Below are 17,565 nucleotides of genomic sequence, written 5' to 3' on the forward strand. Positions count from 1 at the left end.
ACATGGAAAAACACAATTATATTGATATAGAAAAGCAGGCAAATTCACCTGATATCGCAAAAATCTATGTTATATCGGTTGGCAGGATACGGAAAAATGTGATACATTTTTCCTGACGATCGAGGGACAAGCCCTCGATCCGCGGCCTGCGGCCGCGATCACCATGATCAAGGGTGAGAAACCCGATGGCTGGCAGCCGATCCGCCACATCGAACCGGAAGGACAGGGTAGCGCATATCCGCTTCTCCCCGGCCGAGTTCAATGCTCTTGAGGCGGCAGCGAAGGCCGCCGGCATGACCGTTTCGGCGTTCGTCCGGTCGCTCTCGATGGAGGGCGCCGGCGTGCGACCTTTCCTCGGGGAGAGTGACCGTGCCGTCTTGGGCCTGCTTGCCGACGGAATGCGCGCAATCGGTGGAAACCTCAACCAGATCGCGCGCGGCATCAACACCGGCAGGATGCCTACCGAAGAAGACGTCGCAGGCAGCATCAAGGATGCGCATGGGGTGGCAACGGCTCTCGCTGTCGAGCTTGCTGAAATGATCAGGCGCTCCGCGGCAACCCGGCGGGGGGAGGGCATCTGATGGAATTCTTTCCCGGCGCCTTCGAGCAGGAGTGGGAGCGCCGCCGCGCCATGTTGCTGCACGAAATGCAGATGGGTCAGACCGGGCAGGCCGACTGGGACGAGCCGCGAAAGGGAGGGGTGTCCCGGCTTCCGGATGAGGGTCTCGGCGGCTTTGGGAGAGCGCGGCGGCGGCATAGTGGGGGTCGCGCGCGGTGGTCGTGCGACGGCGCAGGCTCGGCCGGCCGCTCGATGCGGACGCGCTTCGCGGCGCTGGCGCGCGGAAGCCAGCCGGCGGTGGTCAAGCTCGCCTCCTATGGCGGTGGTGCGCGTGCTGCGGCGATGATGAATTACACGTCACGGGGAGGGGAGCTTGCCGTCGAAAACGAGCGCGGCGAGCGCGTGCTCGGCCGGGATGCACTCGCCGAACAGCGGGCGGAATGGGAGCATCTCTTCGACAACCGTGCCGCCAGTCGGGATCTCGGCATCTTCCATGTCTCGATAGACACAGCTTCGATCTCCTACGACGTCGACCAGGACGATCAGTTGCGCGAGATACTGCGATCTGGTTTTGGCGGTCGTCCATTCGTCTATGCGGCGCGCGAGAAATCCGATGGGGAGCTCCATGTGACCGGCGTCGTCGTGCTGCGGAATGGGGCTGGGGAACGACTGACCGGCGACCGGAAAGCCGCAGAAATCGTGCAGCAGCGCTTTGACGATTCCGACGTCGGACGGGGTGTCGAAGCATGGTTCCGCTTTCATGGCTATGGCAACGGCGTGGAGTGGGGCACTGCACGGATTCGTGAACTGGTCGCGTCAACCGACGAGGAGGTACGCGACGACACCGGCCGGCTGATCGGTGATGCGACGCAGGCCGGCGATCTCGTGCAGAAGGAATGGCGCAAGGAACTGCACAGCCGCAAGGGCAGGGACGTCATGCACCTCATTGTCTCGGCGCGCGCCGGCACGGGTGCGGCCGCATTCGAAGAGGCCGTTCGTGAGTTCCTGGGAGAGCAGTTTACGGGGCATCGCTATGTGTTTGCCGTCCACGATCCGGCGCTTGATCCAAAGGAAATGACCGAGGGCGGCAAACGCCCGCATATTCACGCGCACGCGATCATCACGATGCGTTCCGAAACGGGTGAGCGCATCGTCACCAGCCCGCAGCTGTTCCGGGAATGGCGTTCCCTGATGGCAGAGAAAGCCCGTGAGCAGGGCATCGACATGGAGCTGACCGATCGGCGTGAGTTCGCAAGCGCGCCGGCCTACACACGCAACCAGGTGCGGCCCGTCAGCTATCGTGGCCGAACCGAGCATGAGGGCACGAGCGCTGTGGCTCACGCTCGATATCAGGCGAAGCGCTCGAATGAGTTGAGCCCGGCGACGTCCGACAGTAGCAGGCAGTACGCGGCGACGGCAGCGCGGGCCTGGAGCGACCTGGCGAGCGAGAGGCCGGGCGACACGGAAGGTAAGTTTGCGGTGCTTCAAAAAGCCCGTCTCGAAAGCGCTGCCGACATCAATCGAGTTGATATGATTTTTGAAGGATCAGAGTTAAAAGCTGTCAAAAACACAGCCAATATGATAGAGTTGATCCAGATCGTGAACGGTGAGGATGGACAGATGCGGGAGATGACGCGTCCGGAATTCGAAGCCTACGAAAAACGCGTGGAAGCGGTTCTTGCTTCTGTAGAGCAGACCCTTGACGCAGCAGAGCGCGAGGAGTTCGACGAGGTCGCTGCCGCGGCGCGCGAAGTGGTGGAGATTCGTCGCGAGTATCTGGATCTCGCCGAACGGCAGCTCTCGCCCGAGCCTCGGGGCGCGCGGCAGGAGTATCGCGATGCGGATGATTTGCACGGCCGCAAGGCTGGCGCGGACCCGACGCCGGTCGGACAGTCGGCCGAAGCGGCGAACGAGGTTCTGGCCGAGATCCGGTCTTCGCGTGAAACGTTGATCAGCGCCGGGAGCAGTGAGCACTCCGCGGCATCGGTCGAGGCCTATCGCGAGAACCTCAATCTTGGCCTGTGGCGGGCGGCGGAACTAGCCGTCGAGCACGATAACAGGCATGTGCGGGAAGCTGCAACGAACGACGAACAGCTCGCGGATCGGATTAAGCTGCTTGAGAAAATGCGAGAGGAACGCGACGCCTCATACAATAACGGTTTTGAGGGTAGGCCCATCCCGGACATCGCGAAGGGCGATGTGCAACTGCTCGGACGGTACGAGCAGGGGCTCAGGGCGCTCGAAATGGAGATCGCCGTCACCGATGCGGAGAACGGGATTGGGTCAGTGGGCTGGGGTCGCGCCGACGGCTCCTGGACCAAGGAGGATTCGGATGCCGCATGGGAGAACTTCAACCAGCGAAGCAGCGAACTTCAGGCGTTTCAGGCCGAACAAGGGCAGGCGGCGCAGAGGCGCGAAGGCCCGGCGACTGCCGCAGAGTCAGCCAACGACGATCGAGCACACGAGCGCGGCGGTGATGATGACCGTATCGCCCAGCCAGCCCATGATGAGATCGCACGTGAACGCGACGGTAATCTCTCAGTTTCGGAGAGGCAACATGTGTCGCCAGCGGTTCTTCGGGACGGCGCTGAGCGGACGGCGGACACCGCGCGGTCGGATCCTCCGCAGCAGCACGTGCCGCGCTTGCGTCAGATCGAACTGGAGATTGAAGAGCGCAACGACCGCGATCGCGACGATCGTGAACGGTAGGAGCCGAACATGACAGATGAACGGCCTCACACCCAACTTCCTCCGCCGGACGGTTCGGAAGATCGACCGGATGGGTTCATATCGCTTGCCATCTTGGCGTTCGCCGTTGTTGCCCCATTGATCTACTTCGGCCCTCAGCTCGGTGTGATCGAAGCTTGGATCGTTGACGTTTATCGCATGATTGACAGTTGGGTTGCTCCGATCAGAGAGTTGGCTTTCGGGTAGCGAAACGGTCCGAACAAGACCCCGTCGACGAGGGCTGGAGATGTGAAAGTCGGGGGCTGTCGCATCTCTAACTTGCTCAACTGTCGCATCTCAATATAGCTACAGTTACAAGTCGCATAACATAGTTTATGGAACTAAGTGATTGATATCACTAAACAATTTGAGAGTGATATCTTGTCTCAATCCTGTTTCCTCCCAAACCGCGCATGTTCATTTGATGAATGGAGCCCTCCGAGCAATCTCGACATTTCGGACAATCCGCACTATCTTGAGGGCACAGTGTGGAGGCTATCATGGTCGCAACAGTTCGCAAATCTGGTCCCGAGAAGCAGGTAAACGTGAGCCGCGCGGCGGTTGCCGACATTCTTGATGTGCTGGCCCGTCACAACCCCGGGATTTCCAGAACAGCGTTGAAAGGCAAGAGCAGGATAGTGGCTGCAGTTACCGCAGCTGCCGTCAGGCTCTCGGACGAACAGCAGCGACAAATCCTGGCCCATGAAGAAAACCTGGTTGAAGCGATGGAAACGGCCGTCGCGGATCTTGCTGACAAAAGCAGTGAAAATCTGATTCAGCTCGAGCTCGACAAGCCGGTCGAGGTTAGCCAAGGCGGCGGACTTGGCGAGCTGTTGGAAGAGGACGAGGGTCGCAAGCGGATTGCCGCAATTGCAACGCCCGTTCGGCTAGAAGATTGGGCCGGTCCAGTCGCCGGACCAAGCGAAATCGAACGAGCCTTCGGCACGAGACGATCGACGCTCCATGACTGGCACAAGCGCGGGGCCGTCATTGGACTTCTCAAGGGCGAACGAAAGCACGTGTTTCCCCTTGCTCAATTCGTTGATGGCCGGCCGATAGAGGGCATGTCGGAGGTGACACGCGTGATCGGCAACCCGCGCGTGGCTTGGCAATGGCTCACTCAGGCCAAGCCCAGCATTGGCGGGAAGCCCCTCGATCGGCTTAAGCAAGGGCACATTGCCGAGGTCATCGCTGCTGCCGAACGCGATTTCGGCTGACCGTGAAGCTGGACCCGAACGTCGTCGCGGAACTCGTTACTCCGTTTCTTCCCAAGGCATATGTGCGGGTGATACCCAAAGCTCACGCAGCCACTCCACTCGGCATGGGCTTTGGGCAGACGCGCTTCGCTTCTCCCGATAAGTCCTTCCAGTTGGTCTATCTTGCGCGCAACATAGCCACGGGGATCGCCGAGACTGTCGTTCGGGACCGGTTCCAAGGAAAAGTCAGACGCATACTCGATATCACCGAGCTGAACGACTGGGCGGTCTCAGAGGTATTCGCCACCAGCCCGCTCAAAGTCATAGATTTGCGAACAACCGGCCTGCTTAGGCTCGGTGTGTCAACCGACGCGGCGCGGGCCAAGAAGCAGGAAGCGGGTCGACGGTTGAGCAAAGCACTCTACGCCCGTTTCGCGATCGACGGCGTGCTGTATTTATCGCGGCTCACCTCAGCCCAGTGCCTGGCAGTGTATGATCGCGCGGTAGCCACCAAGCTAGCATCAACTCCGGCCGTTGATCTCATTCGTCATCGGGAGCTGATTGATGCCTTGAAGTCCATAAACGTCTCAATTCGAGGCATCGCATAGCTGGAGCTGTGCCGGTCTATCAGCTCGCCTCGGCCTCAGCGAGCTCCAGTTCGTCAGGGACCGTCTCGTCGAAAACCCGGGCCCAATTGCTTGCCTTGCGTTGGCTCCCAGGTTTAGCGGGCGCCTTCGCAAGCGTCTTCAATCGTCTGGCGGCCATTGCGAAGCGCGCGTCCAGCTTGACTGGGGTTGTCCTCACGGCACCGCCCGCCCTCGGCGACGCTTCCTTGGTGAAAGAGGCTGACACTTGTCTATTGCTCCGGCCGGCCCGTGCGTTGGCCGCCGCCAAGGGCCTTCGGCGGGGAAGCTTTGCCGTCTCATCTGGTTCGGCCTTCTGCTGGACCGATTCTACGAGATCGGTGTCTTCGCCGGCATATCCGGAGGTCGTGGCCGGCATCGGCCGTTGCGGCAGAAACTCTGTTGCCGGCACATCTGGCAAGTTTGCCTGGGAGAACCTTTCCATCTCACTGAATGGCGCCGTCCGGAAGAACCGCAGCTTGTCGGCGAAGATCGGGTTCTGCCCCTCGGCCAGGATGACCATCTTGTCTCCCGGCATCTGTCGCACTTCCTGCGGCATCATCAGGTCGCGCTCCCGCAACTGCTCGACCTTGGTCCGGCGATGCAGGCCCATCAGTTCGATCGTGCGGGATTCGGTCTTGTAGCGGACGGTGCGCTTGCCCAGACCTTTCGAGACAGCTTCCGCGGTAACCTGATCGTTGGCGCCAAACACGAGCTGGTAGCCGCAATTACCCATCAGGGAATGGCGGGACGTCTCGCCGTAGATTTCATCGAGGTTCTTGAGGTCCTGGATCACGAAAGCCATCTTGATGTTGTAGCCGGCGACGTAAGGCAGCTTTGTCGTGATCTCGCTCATCTTCCTGAGTTGCCGGAACTCGTCGAGGAGGAAATAGACCGGCACCGAACGCTCGATATGTTCAAGCATGAGCGTGTCGAGGGTCTGCTGCACGAACAGCGCCAGCAGCGGTCGCAGCAGCGTGATGTCTGTGACGTTGGGGGCGAGGTAGATCGAAATCGGCCGACGCTTCAGAGCGCGCAGGTCCATGTCGGTCACCGACGTCGCCGCGACCACGCGCTCGTTGCGGAACGGCCGCAGCGCTTTCTGGATGTCGAGCAGCGCGGATGCGGCCGCACGCTCGGACAGAGCGATGTAGGCGTTGAAACTCTCAATGGTGAACCGCGACAGATAGGGCTCGCGTTCCTTGAGGAGGGTCATGAGCGCCTGAAGATTGGTGCCACTGTTGAAGAAGGCTGTGACCTCTCCGAGATTGCGGTGTCCTTTGAAGTAGATGCTTTCGTTGATGTAGCTGATCACCCCGGCCATCACCTGCTGCGCGGTCGCCTGCCAGATCGAATTCTCGGACTCGGTGACCTCGGGGACGAGGATCGCGGCGATGTTCTGGATATCGGTGGTGCGATCGCCGCGGTCCGGCCGGATGAAATCGAGGGGATTGTAGCGGTGGGTCTTGTCCGACCCTGGCGCGAATAGGAAGACCTGGTTGCCCTTCAATTTGCGGTAGCCTGCGGTGCTGCGGAAGATCTCCCCTTTGAGGTCAGTAACGATCATCGAGCCTTCATGAGCGAGCGCGTTGGGAATGACGTAGCAGGCCCCCTTCCCCGAGCGCGTCGGACCGATGATCAGGTGATGCCGATCGTCATCGACGCGAAGAATCCGGCGTCCGAAGCGGCCGAGTATCTTTCCTTTCCTCCTGAACCATCCGTCACGCCGAAGCGACATCACCGTCTGGAAGCGGGCATCGCCGAGGGGGCTCGCGTTCGGGCGAAGGCCCGCATAGGCGACTATGCAGGCGACGAGGGCAGCTGGAAGGAGTGAGCCCAGTGCCATCGTGCGGAGGACGCTGCTCTCCCCATAGGCCATGAGCTGCTGGAATGGTGCGAAGGGATCTGTCGTGATGATCGCCTGCAGGATCCGACCGTCGCCATAGAGCAACTGCAACCCGAGTCCGTAGGCCAGCAGCCAGACGGCAAGGGCGACGATCAGGCAGAAGCCGATGTAAAAGATACGCAGCGATCCGGTCATGGCACTTCCATTCGTTCGCGCGCGAAGAAGATTTCCGAGACGCCGCGTCGGCCCCCTTCCCTACGCAACTGGATCACGATGGGGATGACTTGTTTGATGTAGGAGATCAGATCCGCCTTCGGGTAGGCGGCCGACAGACCCGATTGCATGACCATCATGGCGAGCTGCTCATAGGCACCAAGCGGCGTGTCGGCATGGACCGTAGACATAGACCCGGGATGACCTGTGTTGATGGCGCGCAAGAACGCGAAGGCCTCCGATCCCCTCACCTCGCCCACGAAGAGGCGGTCCGGTCGCATGCGCAGCGACGCCTCGAGCAAGGACTGGATCGTCACATTGGCAGTTCCCTGGTCCCCACGCGATGCAAGCAGGTGAACAGCATTTTTCTGTGGCGGGAACAGCTCGCGCGTGTCTTCCAGCGTGATGATACGCTCATGGGGATCAACGGATTTTAGGCAGGCGTTGAGGAACGTCGTCTTTCCACTCGAGGTGCCGCCACTGATCAGGATCGACACGCGATTGACGATCGCTGTGCGGATGAAGCCGTAGATGTCCTTGGCAGAGAGCTGCTCGATCAACACCTGCTCGATCTCGCTGAGGCCGCCGACGGCAACCGTCACCTGGTCGAGCGATCCCCTGTCACGATAATCCTCGAGCGTGAAGTTGCTGATGACCTGCTTGCGGATCGACAGCGTGCCGCCGTCAGGGGCGGCTGGAGGTAAGACGACTTGGATACGCTCGCCGGTGGGTAGTGCTGCGCTGAGAATTGGGTTTGCTGGGCTGACGAACTGGTTGGTGCTGGCCGCCACACGCTCACCGATGTTGACGATCTCGGCCGTGGTGAGCTCCTTAATCTCATGAAACGCCATGTGCGCGGCGCCCAGGCGCTCCACATAGACCTGTCCCGGCCGATTGACAGAAATCTCGACGACGTCGCGATCGTCAAGGAACGGTTTCAGCGGCGCCAGCGCGCGATAAAGAAAGTAGTGCCGGTTGTCCGACGCAAGCTCAGGGGAGGCCACGTTCACGACGGATCTCCCCCAGTGCTTCGGTGACTGGATCCTCGTACATGGCTGAGAAATCGAGATCCTGACGAACAAACACGAAGATGCGCTCGCCCTGGCTCACGCTGATTGTGGGCGGAATCCTCAACGAGTCTCCCACGGCCTGGTTGGCCATGTCTGAAAACGTTTCGGCGATGGTCTCGCGTGCGAGCTCCTCCGCCTCCTGCGCATCATCACTGTCGCCGGCCGCAGCCTCGCTCCCATAGCCGGTCAGGTAACTAGCACCGGCACCGACGATCGACAGCAGAATGGCGGCACCGAAACGCTCGCGAAATTTCTTGTCCACGTGCCCCGTCAATCCGGCGCGACCGAGACTGTCGGCGCCGATCGAGTTCAGCCGTACGGAAACGCCGTCATCACGAAGCATGCGGGTCCAGACGACGAAAATCCTCGTCTGGCCGCGCGTGATCTCAGACTGGTACTCGCCAATAAGCCGCGTGCCAGTCGGTATCAGAACACGTCGGCCATCGAAGGAGTAGACATCCTGGGAGACGATGGCCCTCACCTGGCCCGGCAGATCACTGACGATGGCCGTCTCCAGGATGCCGGGGATCAGCGTGCCCTCCGGAACAAGGGCGTCGATCCGCTCGATCTTTCTGGCCTTGGCGCTCCGGTCGCCAATGCCTGCAGCCGCGGCGAGGAACTTGCTGCTGCGATCCTCGCCAGCGACGGTGAGACCTTCTCCATTTCCTCCGGTCAGACTCCCAGCCTCGCTCGTCTTCGGGTTGTCGAGCACGACCATGTTCGAGCGGAGGCGCGACGGAAACTCTTCAACAGGTGTTTCGGCAGCTTCAGGGGACGGCGGAGTTGCACCCGGCGCCGGCGGGGGTGGCACATCGAACTGGGTCGTATCGCTGTTCTCCTGGGGAGGTGGTGGTGGTGGCGGGGGAGGTATCTCGACCACCTCCGGCGCCGGCGGTTCGGGCTCTGGTTCGCCCTCACGCACGAACGACGGCGGGCGAAACGTCGTGGTCGTGAACTCCTCGTCCCCGTCGAGCATATCGCGCACGGGGGGTTGCCTTCCGGCAAGGACCATGTAGCCGGCAATGAGGCCGAGCAGGATCAGAACCGCGCCGCCGACCAGCTGCTTTCGCCGGACCGATGTGTCAGCGATGACTGGATTGTCGCTTTGGCCAAGGGCGTCGAGTTCCGGCGCGCGCTTCATCAGTTGCCGCTCCGGCGCCGTCGTTTGGCCTGGTCATCCTCAACCGGTCCGAGAATGGCCGGGTCCGGAGCCCCGAAATCCGGCTTTCTCAGATTGAAGATGCAAATCCATTGATCACCGTCCCGCAGCGTAAACTGCGTCGCCGTTCCATCGACCACGATGTACTCACCTTCCCGGCGGAAGTTCCTCAGCGTCTCCGAAAAATCGGAATTCACGGCAAAAATCGCCGGCGCGCGACGATCGAACTTGAAGAAGGTCTTGTTGCCGTCGTCAAAGACCATGAGGGGCTTCAGGCGCACATCGCCCGAGAACGAATAGTCGATGTTGACGTTGGCCTTGTCGATGCCGGAGATGTTTGGCCATGCGGCGCGCTGCTCAGCCTCTTTCCGCAAGGCGGAATTGAGGTTCTTCTCTGGGTAGTGGAAGCGGATTCCGAAAACCTTGCGGCCAGCTTCCGGAGCGAAGTCGTGCAGCTCGAGGTAATAGATGCGCTTGTCGGTGACGACGTTCATGTTCGTTGCCACATTCTTCGCGATCGGCTTGACGAAGAGGATGTTGCCTTTCTCAGCGGGGACGACCTGCCAGCTTTCGGTGTCGCCCAGCGAGATCGTTTCGAACTTCTCGTCCTCGTCGAATATGATCATGGTCGAGATGCCGTAGGTCGCAAAAACCTGGACGACATTGTTCTCCTGGTAGGTGACACTGGTCACTCGCGCATCGAGCGAGCCGCCCTTAGGCATCTGCGCTGCCAGGGCCGGCCAGAGGGAGCCGAGAAGCACGAGCGCGGCCGTGAACGACCGGCCCCTCATTGCGCGTCCCCGGGTGTGACAGTCTCCTGGTCGCGGCGATACGAGTAGACCTGGAAGCCCAGTGGATTCTCGAAGCGCCACTCGTTGCGCATCGGCGTGTCGGTGTAGCGAAAGCGGACAACCGAAATCCAATGACGCACGATCGATTCCGTGTCGCTGCGTTCGTTGGTCGAGAATCGCACGATCGCCGTGCTGGTATTGGGGAAGGTGACCGACTTGATCTCGACCAGAACCCGTTTCAGGCGCCCGTAAACTTTCGCCGGGTTCTGGGCATTGGCGGCGCTGTAGAGCGCCTGCAACTCGCGCGCTGCCTCGTCTGTGGACAGCAGTGCGGCGATCCCGAAGTTCTCCTCGATGGCATAGGGATCGTAGCCTTCCCGGGCGCGGATATAGCGCACCACATTGGCCTGGGTGACAGCCTGTTGCTCCGTGAGGTTGGCCGGCCGCGTCAGTCCCGACTTCACCTCGATGTAGCCCGTCGTCCGGTCGACGGTCACGATATACGGCTCGAAGCTTTTCAACGGCAGCATCAACACCACGCCGAGCAGGCTGAGCAGGGCGATCCCGGCGAAGACGATCGAGAAGAACCAAGCTACGCGCGCCGAGCGCTTCGCCCGCTTGATGATTTCCTGCTCCCAGATATCGCCCTGCTGGAAATAAGACCGCAGTGCGGTTTCGGACTTGTCTGCCATCCCTGCTGGTTTCCTGTCGCTCGAGGTTCACCATCGGCTCCCGATCATGTTTGCCTTGGCGTTCCGTTTGACGTGATCGCCCGCTGCATAGAGGCGGCCGCGCCATCCTGCCTCGGCGAGTGAAGTCGTGCCTGCACCCGGTGGACGGCCGCTTGCGTCTGTCTGGCCGATTGGCCGATTGCCTCGCGACTCCAGAAGATGCCCCTCGTAGTCAGCTGTCGCGAGCGAGGCCCAATCGGTGTGGCCAATCCGCCGGCTATGCCCTGCGCAAGCGACTGGACCTGAATCAGAACGAAGCTGCCGGCGAGACAGAGCATGATGAAGGCGGCAAAGTCGCTGAGCTTCAGTTCTCGATCGCCGGAGATCTGGTCGATCTTCGTCAATTCGGGTTCCATAGCGGCAATTAGGAAAGCCGCGATGACGTAGACGAACAAAGGAATGAGTGCGTAGAGCAGCGACTGGTTCAGCCAGCCCATCGCATAGCTGCGGGTCGCGTCGAAGAAGAAGCAGGAAATGAAAATCGGCGCCGTGCCGAGCAGCACCCACAGCACGACCTTGGCCAGCACAAGGATGCCGAGGGCAACCGCGACGAAGAGGCCGGCGAAAACCATGATAATCAGCCCGATCAAAGCAGGCAGGACGGACAGGTACCCCGCCTGTTCGGAGAAGGCAGCAGCAGCTACGTTGGCCGTCTTCCAGATCTGTGAAAGCCCGTTGGAGGGCTCGGTGACACCGGTTGCTGACGCTGCGAGGATGGCTCGGCCAGCGCCCTCGGGGACCGTCGTGATCCACTTGTAAACGAGCGAATTGAAGTTGGCCCACGATGTGACGATGATGAAGATGATCAGAACGCGCGCGAGCCTGCCGATGATTTCGGCAACGCTGAGCCGAGACGTTCCCAGGAAGAGCTGCACGCCATAGAAGAGAACGGCGAGGACAAAGAGCAGGCGAAGAAGGGGCTCAATATCCTGGCCGAGCGCTTCGAACGCACGCTGCGAGAAATTTTGCCCCGAAGCGTCGATCCGATCCAGCAGTTCGCCGATAAAATCGTCCACCGCCCCTGCCCTATTTCTCGTCCCCGGATGTCAGCTCCTGGATCGCTGCCAATGCAGCCGCCCGATTCGCATTGAGCGGCTTCATCGGTCCGCACTCTCCCTCCACGCTGGCATAGCTCGTCAGATTGGCCGGGCGTTTGCACGGCGCGGTCTTCTCGCGCGGCGTACCGCATCCGCTGGCGAGCACGGCCAGGGAGAGCGCAAGAGCGGTCGTGATGCATCGACCGCTTCTCATTCGTACCGCAGCGCTTTCCGGGTGTTTGACATGTCGGTTAGCTTGCGCTGGTTCTCCGCATGCAGCGATTGCACGCCGGCATTCAGCACGCCGATCATCTCGTTGAGCGTGAGCCCCGTCTGAACCTGCAGCTGCGTGTTCTGATCGATCGAACCTTTGATGTCTTCTGCCCGTCCGATCTCCCCGCCGGCGCTTTCAAGGGCGGAGCGACGCGTCTCCACTGCCTGCTGGGATCCGGTGATCAGCGCCGAGACACCCATGACGGTCTTCATCAGCTCCTCGTAGGATTTGTCGCTGGCAAGCGAACTGTCCTCCTTGCCGGACAGCGAGCGGACGAGCTGAAGCCCATTGATGAACAGAGTCGCTGCCTGCACGACCTTGGAGTCGAGAGAACCAAAATCGGCCGTGCCACCCTTGAGGAGTTGGTCAAAGGAGGGCATCGACGAGACGCTGAAACCATTGCCGATCGCCAGATCTTTCAGAGGTCCGGCGTCGCCGCCGCGATCTCCCGTCACGGCCTTCAGCGTCTCTTCCACAGTGGTCAGGATTTCCTTGTTCGTATCCAGGATCTTCCCGGTCTTTTCGGCAGTGTCGCGCGCGACGGCATAGTTGGTTTTGTCGATGACAGGGATATCGGCCGCGGCAGGGGCGACACTTGCGCCGATAAGCGCCAGGACTGCCAAGCTTTTCATATTGATCTCCATCACTGTGTCTCGAGAAGTAGTTCCGCCTGCGTGTCGATGCGCTGGACACAGCCCTTGGCGTCAGCATCCCAGACGAGGCCCTCCCGCTCATCGCAGAAACCGGCCACCGGCCGATCGGCTTCCTCTCCGCCTGTCTCGTAACGAGTAGAACGGTTTGAGCCTGACAGGTCGCCAAGTGTCATCGCGTTGCTGGAGTTGCTGAGATCGGCAAAGGCCGTGCTAAGCAAGATCAGCCGGTTGATGAGTTCGAGGTTCGCATTGCGCGCACCGGAATTGTGATCCCAACTGTCTTGGATGGTTCCGGTCTCGAGCCCTCCGAACTGCTGGAGCCACGACACCACGTCGCCGGAACCCTCCCCGATCGCAGAGGTCAGCCCCATTGCGTTCATGGTGCTGGCGCGCGCGCCCTCATAGGCTCCGCCGCCGCCATAGTTGAGCGGGATGCCGGACTTGTCGGAGCCACCGAAGGCTGGGAGCCATTTCTGCGTTATGCTGGCGACATAGCCTTGGGTCTCGCGGAACGGCGGGATGCCGCCATATTTCTGGACGTTGCCGTGCCCGGAATTATAGGCGGCGAGCGCTAACGAGACGTCCCCGTTGAACCGCCGCAGTTGCTGCTTGTAGTAGCGCGCGCCACCCCGCAGGTTCTGCTCGATATCATAGGGATTGACGCCAAGGTCGCCGGCGGTGCCGGGCATGAGTTGGGCAAGTCCGATTGCTCCCGCACCGGATTTGGCACATGGATTGAAGCGGCTCTCTTGATAAACAAGCGCCAGGAATTGGTTCTCGTCTATTCCCTCCTCGCGGGCGATGCGTCGCACCAGGCCGGCAATCGCCGGATTTGCATTCGCGGCAGTGACGGGATCATCCTTCCTGGCCGGGCGATACATGGAGCAGGTGACGCTCTGGTTATTGGCGTATCGATCCTCGTCGACCTTCTCAATCTCGGAGGTTTTTTGGTCGCGGTCTTCACGCTCCCCGAGTACGGTCTTGTCGACGGTCGGAATGTCGGCAAATGCGGGCGAAGCGGCAAAGGCCAGCAGAATGGAAACTCGCCTGATCATGCCGCATGCTCCCAGCCGCAGAGTTCGGACAACCAGTTTGCCGGATCGTCACCGAGCCGCGCGCGGAGTGCGGCGCATTGCTCGATCGTCTCCTTCCGCCCTGACATCACGCGCACGAGGTCCGGCATGGAGGAGAGATCGAGCCTGGCGATGACCGAGTCGTTGCCGTGCTTGATCAAAAAAGTCCGCCGCTCGGGCGGCGTATTGCGGATGAAGGCGAACTCCTTGGCGGTCAGGCCGAAGCGGCGGATGTAGCTTTCCTCGTCTGCGCGCGGATTGGGAAAATGCAGATTGGTCGCGGACTGCTCGATCAGCGTGTGCGATTGCGGTGCCCGTGCGATGTCGGCCGCTGACTGAGTGCCGAACCCGACGATCCCGTTGAGTTTTCGGATCGTCTTCATCTTGTCGACAATGTAATTGGAAAAGACCGGGTCCTGCAGAAGCTTCCAGCCTTCGTCCATGAAAATGAGGACCGGCTCGCCGGTGAGCAACTCATCAAGACGGTGGTAGAGATACATCAGCGCTGGCGTGCGCACGTCCTGATTATCAAGGATGTGCGTCATGTCGAAACCGAAAATCCGGCGGCCCGAGAAAGACAGGACATCCCGCGGCGCGTTGAAGAGCCAAGCCTTCTCGCGCTCGAACCAGGGACGCAGGCGCGACTGAAGATCGTTCGCGTCAGAACGCACCCTGCCCATCAGGAGCCCGGAGAGGTTGGCTAGGGTGCGCTGCTCAATCGGTTCCTGACAGATACGACCGATCGCGCGCTCCAGCGTGTCTTCTTCCTCCTGTGAGAACCCGCGGCCATCGGCGGGATCGAGCATGGCCTTTAACAGCCGATGCAGGAATTCGCGATTGGACGCGGTGTTCTCCATCTGGAGCGGATTGAAGCCGGTCGCTACGCCTGGCTGAAGCACCTCGTAGTCGCCGCCGACGGCTCGGATGAAAATCTCGGCGCCACGATCCTTGTCGAAGAAGACGGCGCGCGGCTCGGGTGAAATGCGGAAAGCCTGGGCGAGCAGAAAGGTGAGCGCCACCGTCTTGCCCGAACCAGTCGGGCCAGTCACCAGGAAGTGTCCGATATCGCGCTGATGGAAGTTGAACCAGTATGGCGTCTGCGACGTCGTCTCAAGGATGGAGATCGGCAGACCCCAATGAACTCCCCTCGCCCGGCCTGTCGCGAAATTATGGAGTGACGAGAACCCGGAAAAGTTGGCGCTCGACAGCATGCAGGAGCGCGCGATGTAGGCATGATTGCCGGGAAGCTGCGCCCAGAAAGAGGCCTCCATGTTGAGGTCCTCGCGCAGCCAATTGATGTTCATGTCGGTGAGACACGAGCCGAGTTCCGCGACGGCTTTATCGAGACCGGCGAGATCGCGCGACAAGCATAGCAGGCTGAAATGGTGATAGCCGAAAACGGCCTCCTGGTTGAGCAGGCTGTTCAGCGCGAAGTCGATGTCGGTCTCGACGGTGCTGCCGGATTCATCCGAAGCGTGGATCTGGCGCTGCAGGCGGGAGATGCGCTCCTGGGCGATCGGCTTGTCGGCAAGCGTGAACGACTGGGTACAGATGAACTCGTGATTCATCTGCAGAAGACCATCGAGCATCCCCGGTCCGGAGAAGGGTGGGTACTCCTTGATGGACAGCATCGCGCCGAAGCGGGTCTCGGCCTCGGTCGGCCCCTGCGCCTGCATCGTCCGCTTCGAGAAATGTAGCCGCGACGTGCCGACATAGCTGCCGATACCCATCCGCGGCAGTCGCATGTCGCGGGAGACGCCGCAGGTCAGGATCGTGTTAAAAAACGCACACGGCTCCGAATAGGGCTGACCGTCGCGATGAACGATCCCGAGCGGCCGCGCGCCGTACTTCTGGAGCTCGCGAGTGATGTTACTGACAATCTCTTCGAGCTCGTTGATGCGCTCGTGCAGGCGTTGCTGCTGGACCTCGGCGCCGGACGAGCGATCGAGCAGACGCGAAAAGCTCTCGGCTGCTCCCAGTGCCCCACGCATGCCCGAGCGAACGATCGTGAGATACAGCTCGTTTGTGAACATACGCTTTTCGCGCAGCGACGCCATGTAGCGTGTGTTTAAGAGATCGCAGAACGGGTCCGAAAAGCTCCCTTCGATTGAAGGTCTGACCTCCTTGCGGATCACCGTCGACCACAGGGCGTACCGGCTCGACCCCAGCGCCCTAATCATGGTGTTCTGCACGGCGGCGCGCATGTTGAGCTCCGCCTGATCCTCCGTCTGGAAAAACAGCCCGTCCAGCTTGATCACCGACAGGATCGCACCGCTTTCGAGACCGACAACGGTGTCGGCGACCTGGCGCAAATAGGGAATGTGGGTAGACATCGGACGTTCGCGGCGCTGTTCCCGGCCAAATCCAAGTTCGTCTGCGACGATGTTCAGCATGGTCACGGTCCGTAGGAGTTGGTGCGCCAGAACAGTCGGTTCCGCGTTCGCGGGGTGCGGCGTCCGACGACCTGGGCAAGGTCGAGGATCCTGATGTCGCGGCTGCAGAAGGCGAAAAGGGCGAGATAGGTCAGCGGCGCTATCAGCGCCGACCAGAAGCTCCCACTAACCAGGAAGGCGATGAGCGTGACACCGACGATGATGTAGAAGGCATTCAGCGGAATCCCCCACATCATCGGCGGCCGCGTGAGGCCGATCACCAGCGGCGTGAGATGGGGCTTCTCGTCCGTGACTTCGACCATCGCTCAGTTCCCCACGGCCGCAATCATCTCGTCGACGATTGCCGGCGCGCCGAAGACGAGGCCGATGCCGAGCACCACCGCGCCGGCCGTGAACCAGGAGAGGCGTCCGGCGAAGGCGAGAAAGCCAAGCGCAATCACCGCTATGATTGCGAGCAGTCGCCCGAAGGGACCGGTTATGAAATCCACGATCATCTGCACCGCGGTTTCGAGCGGTGCGAACGCGCCAGAGGACTGGGCAAAGGCTGGATCAGCCAGCATCGAGCAAAAGAGCACGATTGTCGTGAGCGCGGTCATTCTGCCTGCAGACATCTGGGCAGAGTGGTGAGAAGGGCTGTTCATGTTGGCCTCCGGCTAGAAATGCATGACCCCGCCGACCCACTGGCGGCGTTCGCGTGCGGTAATGACCCCGCTGACATTGGACGGGCGCTGCTGCGCGTCGGCCAAGCCGTCTGGTTGGCGGGCGACAAAACCGCTTCCCTCAAGTTGCATCTGGATGTTGAGGACTTCCGCGACGTAGCCCACCGTCTCCTTGAAGGGAGGGATGCCGCCGTGCTCGCGTACGCGTACCTCGCCCGCGTTGTAGGCGGCAGCGACCAGGAGCGGATTGCGGAATTCGTCGGCCAGCTCGCGCAGATACCGCACACCGCCATCGACGTTCTCTGCTGGGTCGCATATGTCCGTTACGCCGAAACGCTCGGCTGTTTCGGGTATAAGCTGCATGGGTCCGCGTGCGCCCTTAGGAGAGTTTCGCAGCCGATCGAGCCGGCTTTCGGCCGTCGCGATCGCAACAGCAAAGTCAACGTCGACCTTGTGTCGTTGCGCGGCCTCGACAACGAGGCGCCTGATGTCTTCGGGTGTAGCTGGCGACGGGCCGCATTCAGCTGCGATCCCCACTGCCTCACCAGAAAAAACACTATC

17 protein-coding genes are annotated in these 17,565 nt (G+C 61.0%); 4 read left to right on the forward strand and 13 right to left on the reverse strand.

The features are described from left to right. Nucleotides 1-185: 185 nt before the first annotated feature. The 4 genes from GNP00_RS20170 to GNP00_RS20185 all read left to right on the forward strand — a co-directional run bounded on the left by GNP00_RS20170 (nt 186) and on the right by GNP00_RS20185 (nt 5,090). Nucleotides 186-581: a plasmid mobilization protein gene (locus GNP00_RS20170; protein WP_011578630.1), complete on the forward strand. Its 396-nt coding sequence runs from the start codon at nt 186-188 to the stop codon at nt 579-581. Further along, nucleotides 581-3,268 carry a relaxase/mobilization nuclease domain-containing protein gene (locus GNP00_RS20175; protein WP_011578631.1) on the forward strand — a complete coding sequence of 896 codons (2,688 nt, stop codon included), beginning with the start codon at nt 581-583 and terminating at the stop codon, nt 3,266-3,268. The genes GNP00_RS20170 and GNP00_RS20175 overlap by 1 nt, the downstream gene beginning before the upstream one ends. 518 nt (nt 3,269-3,786) lie before the next feature. Continuing rightward, on the forward strand, nt 3,787-4,503 hold the full coding sequence (locus GNP00_RS20180) for an antitoxin Xre/MbcA/ParS-like domain-containing protein (RefSeq protein ID WP_011578632.1): 717 nt from the start codon (nt 3,787-3,789) through the stop codon (nt 4,501-4,503). Nucleotides 4,504-4,505: 2 nt separating this feature from the next. Beyond that, complete coding sequence (locus GNP00_RS20185; RefSeq protein ID WP_011578633.1) at nt 4,506-5,090, forward strand: RES domain-containing protein; 585 nt, start codon at nt 4,506-4,508, stop codon at nt 5,088-5,090. A 19-nt stretch (nt 5,091-5,109) separates the two neighbouring features. Here GNP00_RS20185 and GNP00_RS20190 read toward each other — a convergent pair whose 3' ends face one another. Genes GNP00_RS20190 through GNP00_RS20250 form a run of 13 tightly spaced genes read right to left on the reverse strand, consistent with a single transcriptional unit; the run spans nt 5,110 to nt 17,541 of the window. Further along, the gene (locus GNP00_RS20190) at nt 5,110-7,146 is read right to left on the reverse strand and encodes a type IV secretory system conjugative DNA transfer family protein (RefSeq protein ID WP_011578634.1); all 2,037 of its coding nucleotides are present in this window, start codon (nt 7,144-7,146) and stop codon (nt 5,110-5,112) included. Beyond that, a complete protein-coding gene (gene virB11 / locus GNP00_RS20195; RefSeq protein WP_011578635.1) occupies nt 7,143-8,174 on the reverse strand; it encodes a P-type DNA transfer ATPase VirB11 in 1,032 nt (343 codons plus the stop codon). Before virB11 ends, GNP00_RS20190 begins: the two co-directional genes overlap by 4 nt. Next, nucleotides 8,155-9,375 carry a type IV secretion system protein VirB10 gene (virB10, locus tag GNP00_RS20200; protein ID WP_011578636.1) on the reverse strand — a complete coding sequence of 407 codons (1,221 nt, stop codon included), beginning with the start codon at nt 9,373-9,375 and terminating at the stop codon, nt 8,155-8,157. The genes virB11 and virB10 overlap by 20 nt, the downstream gene beginning before the upstream one ends. Then, nucleotides 9,375-10,184: a TrbG/VirB9 family P-type conjugative transfer protein gene (locus GNP00_RS20205; protein WP_011578637.1), complete on the reverse strand. Its 810-nt coding sequence runs from the start codon at nt 10,182-10,184 to the stop codon at nt 9,375-9,377. The genes virB10 and GNP00_RS20205 overlap by 1 nt, the downstream gene beginning before the upstream one ends. Beyond that, on the reverse strand, nt 10,181-10,876 hold the full coding sequence (locus GNP00_RS20210; protein ID WP_011578638.1) for a VirB8 family type IV secretion system protein: 696 nt from the start codon (nt 10,874-10,876) through the stop codon (nt 10,181-10,183). The genes GNP00_RS20205 and GNP00_RS20210 overlap by 4 nt, the downstream gene beginning before the upstream one ends. Before the next feature lie 44 nt (nt 10,877-10,920). Further along, nucleotides 10,921-11,931 (reverse strand): type IV secretion system protein, encoded by a 1,011-nt coding sequence (locus GNP00_RS20215; RefSeq protein ID WP_011578639.1) that lies wholly within the window; start codon nt 11,929-11,931, stop codon nt 10,921-10,923. A gap of 10 nt (nt 11,932-11,941) precedes the next feature. Further along, nucleotides 11,942-12,166: a hypothetical protein gene (locus GNP00_RS20220; protein ID WP_041544156.1), complete on the reverse strand. Its 225-nt coding sequence runs from the start codon at nt 12,164-12,166 to the stop codon at nt 11,942-11,944. Beyond that, a complete protein-coding gene (locus GNP00_RS20225; RefSeq protein ID WP_011578640.1) occupies nt 12,163-12,858 on the reverse strand; it encodes a type IV secretion system protein in 696 nt (231 codons plus the stop codon). The genes GNP00_RS20220 and GNP00_RS20225 overlap by 4 nt, the downstream gene beginning before the upstream one ends. 11 nt (nt 12,859-12,869) lie before the next feature. After that, a complete protein-coding gene (locus tag GNP00_RS20230; RefSeq protein WP_011578641.1) occupies nt 12,870-13,934 on the reverse strand; it encodes a lytic transglycosylase domain-containing protein in 1,065 nt (354 codons plus the stop codon). Further along, nucleotides 13,931-16,345 (reverse strand): VirB4 family type IV secretion/conjugal transfer ATPase, encoded by a 2,415-nt coding sequence (locus GNP00_RS20235; RefSeq protein WP_166016247.1) that lies wholly within the window; start codon nt 16,343-16,345, stop codon nt 13,931-13,933. Before GNP00_RS20235 ends, GNP00_RS20230 begins: the two co-directional genes overlap by 4 nt. 2 nt (nt 16,346-16,347) lie before the next feature. After that, a complete protein-coding gene (locus GNP00_RS20240) occupies nt 16,348-16,647 on the reverse strand; it encodes a VirB3 family type IV secretion system protein (RefSeq protein ID WP_011578643.1) in 300 nt (99 codons plus the stop codon). 3 nt (nt 16,648-16,650) lie between these two features. Next, nucleotides 16,651-16,956: a TrbC/VirB2 family type IV secretion system protein gene (locus GNP00_RS20245; RefSeq protein WP_049764559.1), complete on the reverse strand. Its 306-nt coding sequence runs from the start codon at nt 16,954-16,956 to the stop codon at nt 16,651-16,653. Nucleotides 16,957-16,998: 42 nt separating this feature from the next. Next, nucleotides 16,999-17,541, reverse strand: a complete 543-nt coding sequence (locus tag GNP00_RS20250; RefSeq protein WP_343034331.1) for a lytic transglycosylase domain-containing protein — start codon at nt 17,539-17,541, stop codon at nt 16,999-17,001. Nucleotides 17,542-17,565 lie beyond the last annotated feature (24 nt).

Origin of the sequence: Chelativorans multitrophicus (assembly GCF_011317445.1) — a bacterium.
In the GTDB taxonomy this organism is placed as follows: Bacteria; Pseudomonadota; Alphaproteobacteria; order Rhizobiales; family Rhizobiaceae; genus Chelativorans; species Chelativorans multitrophicus.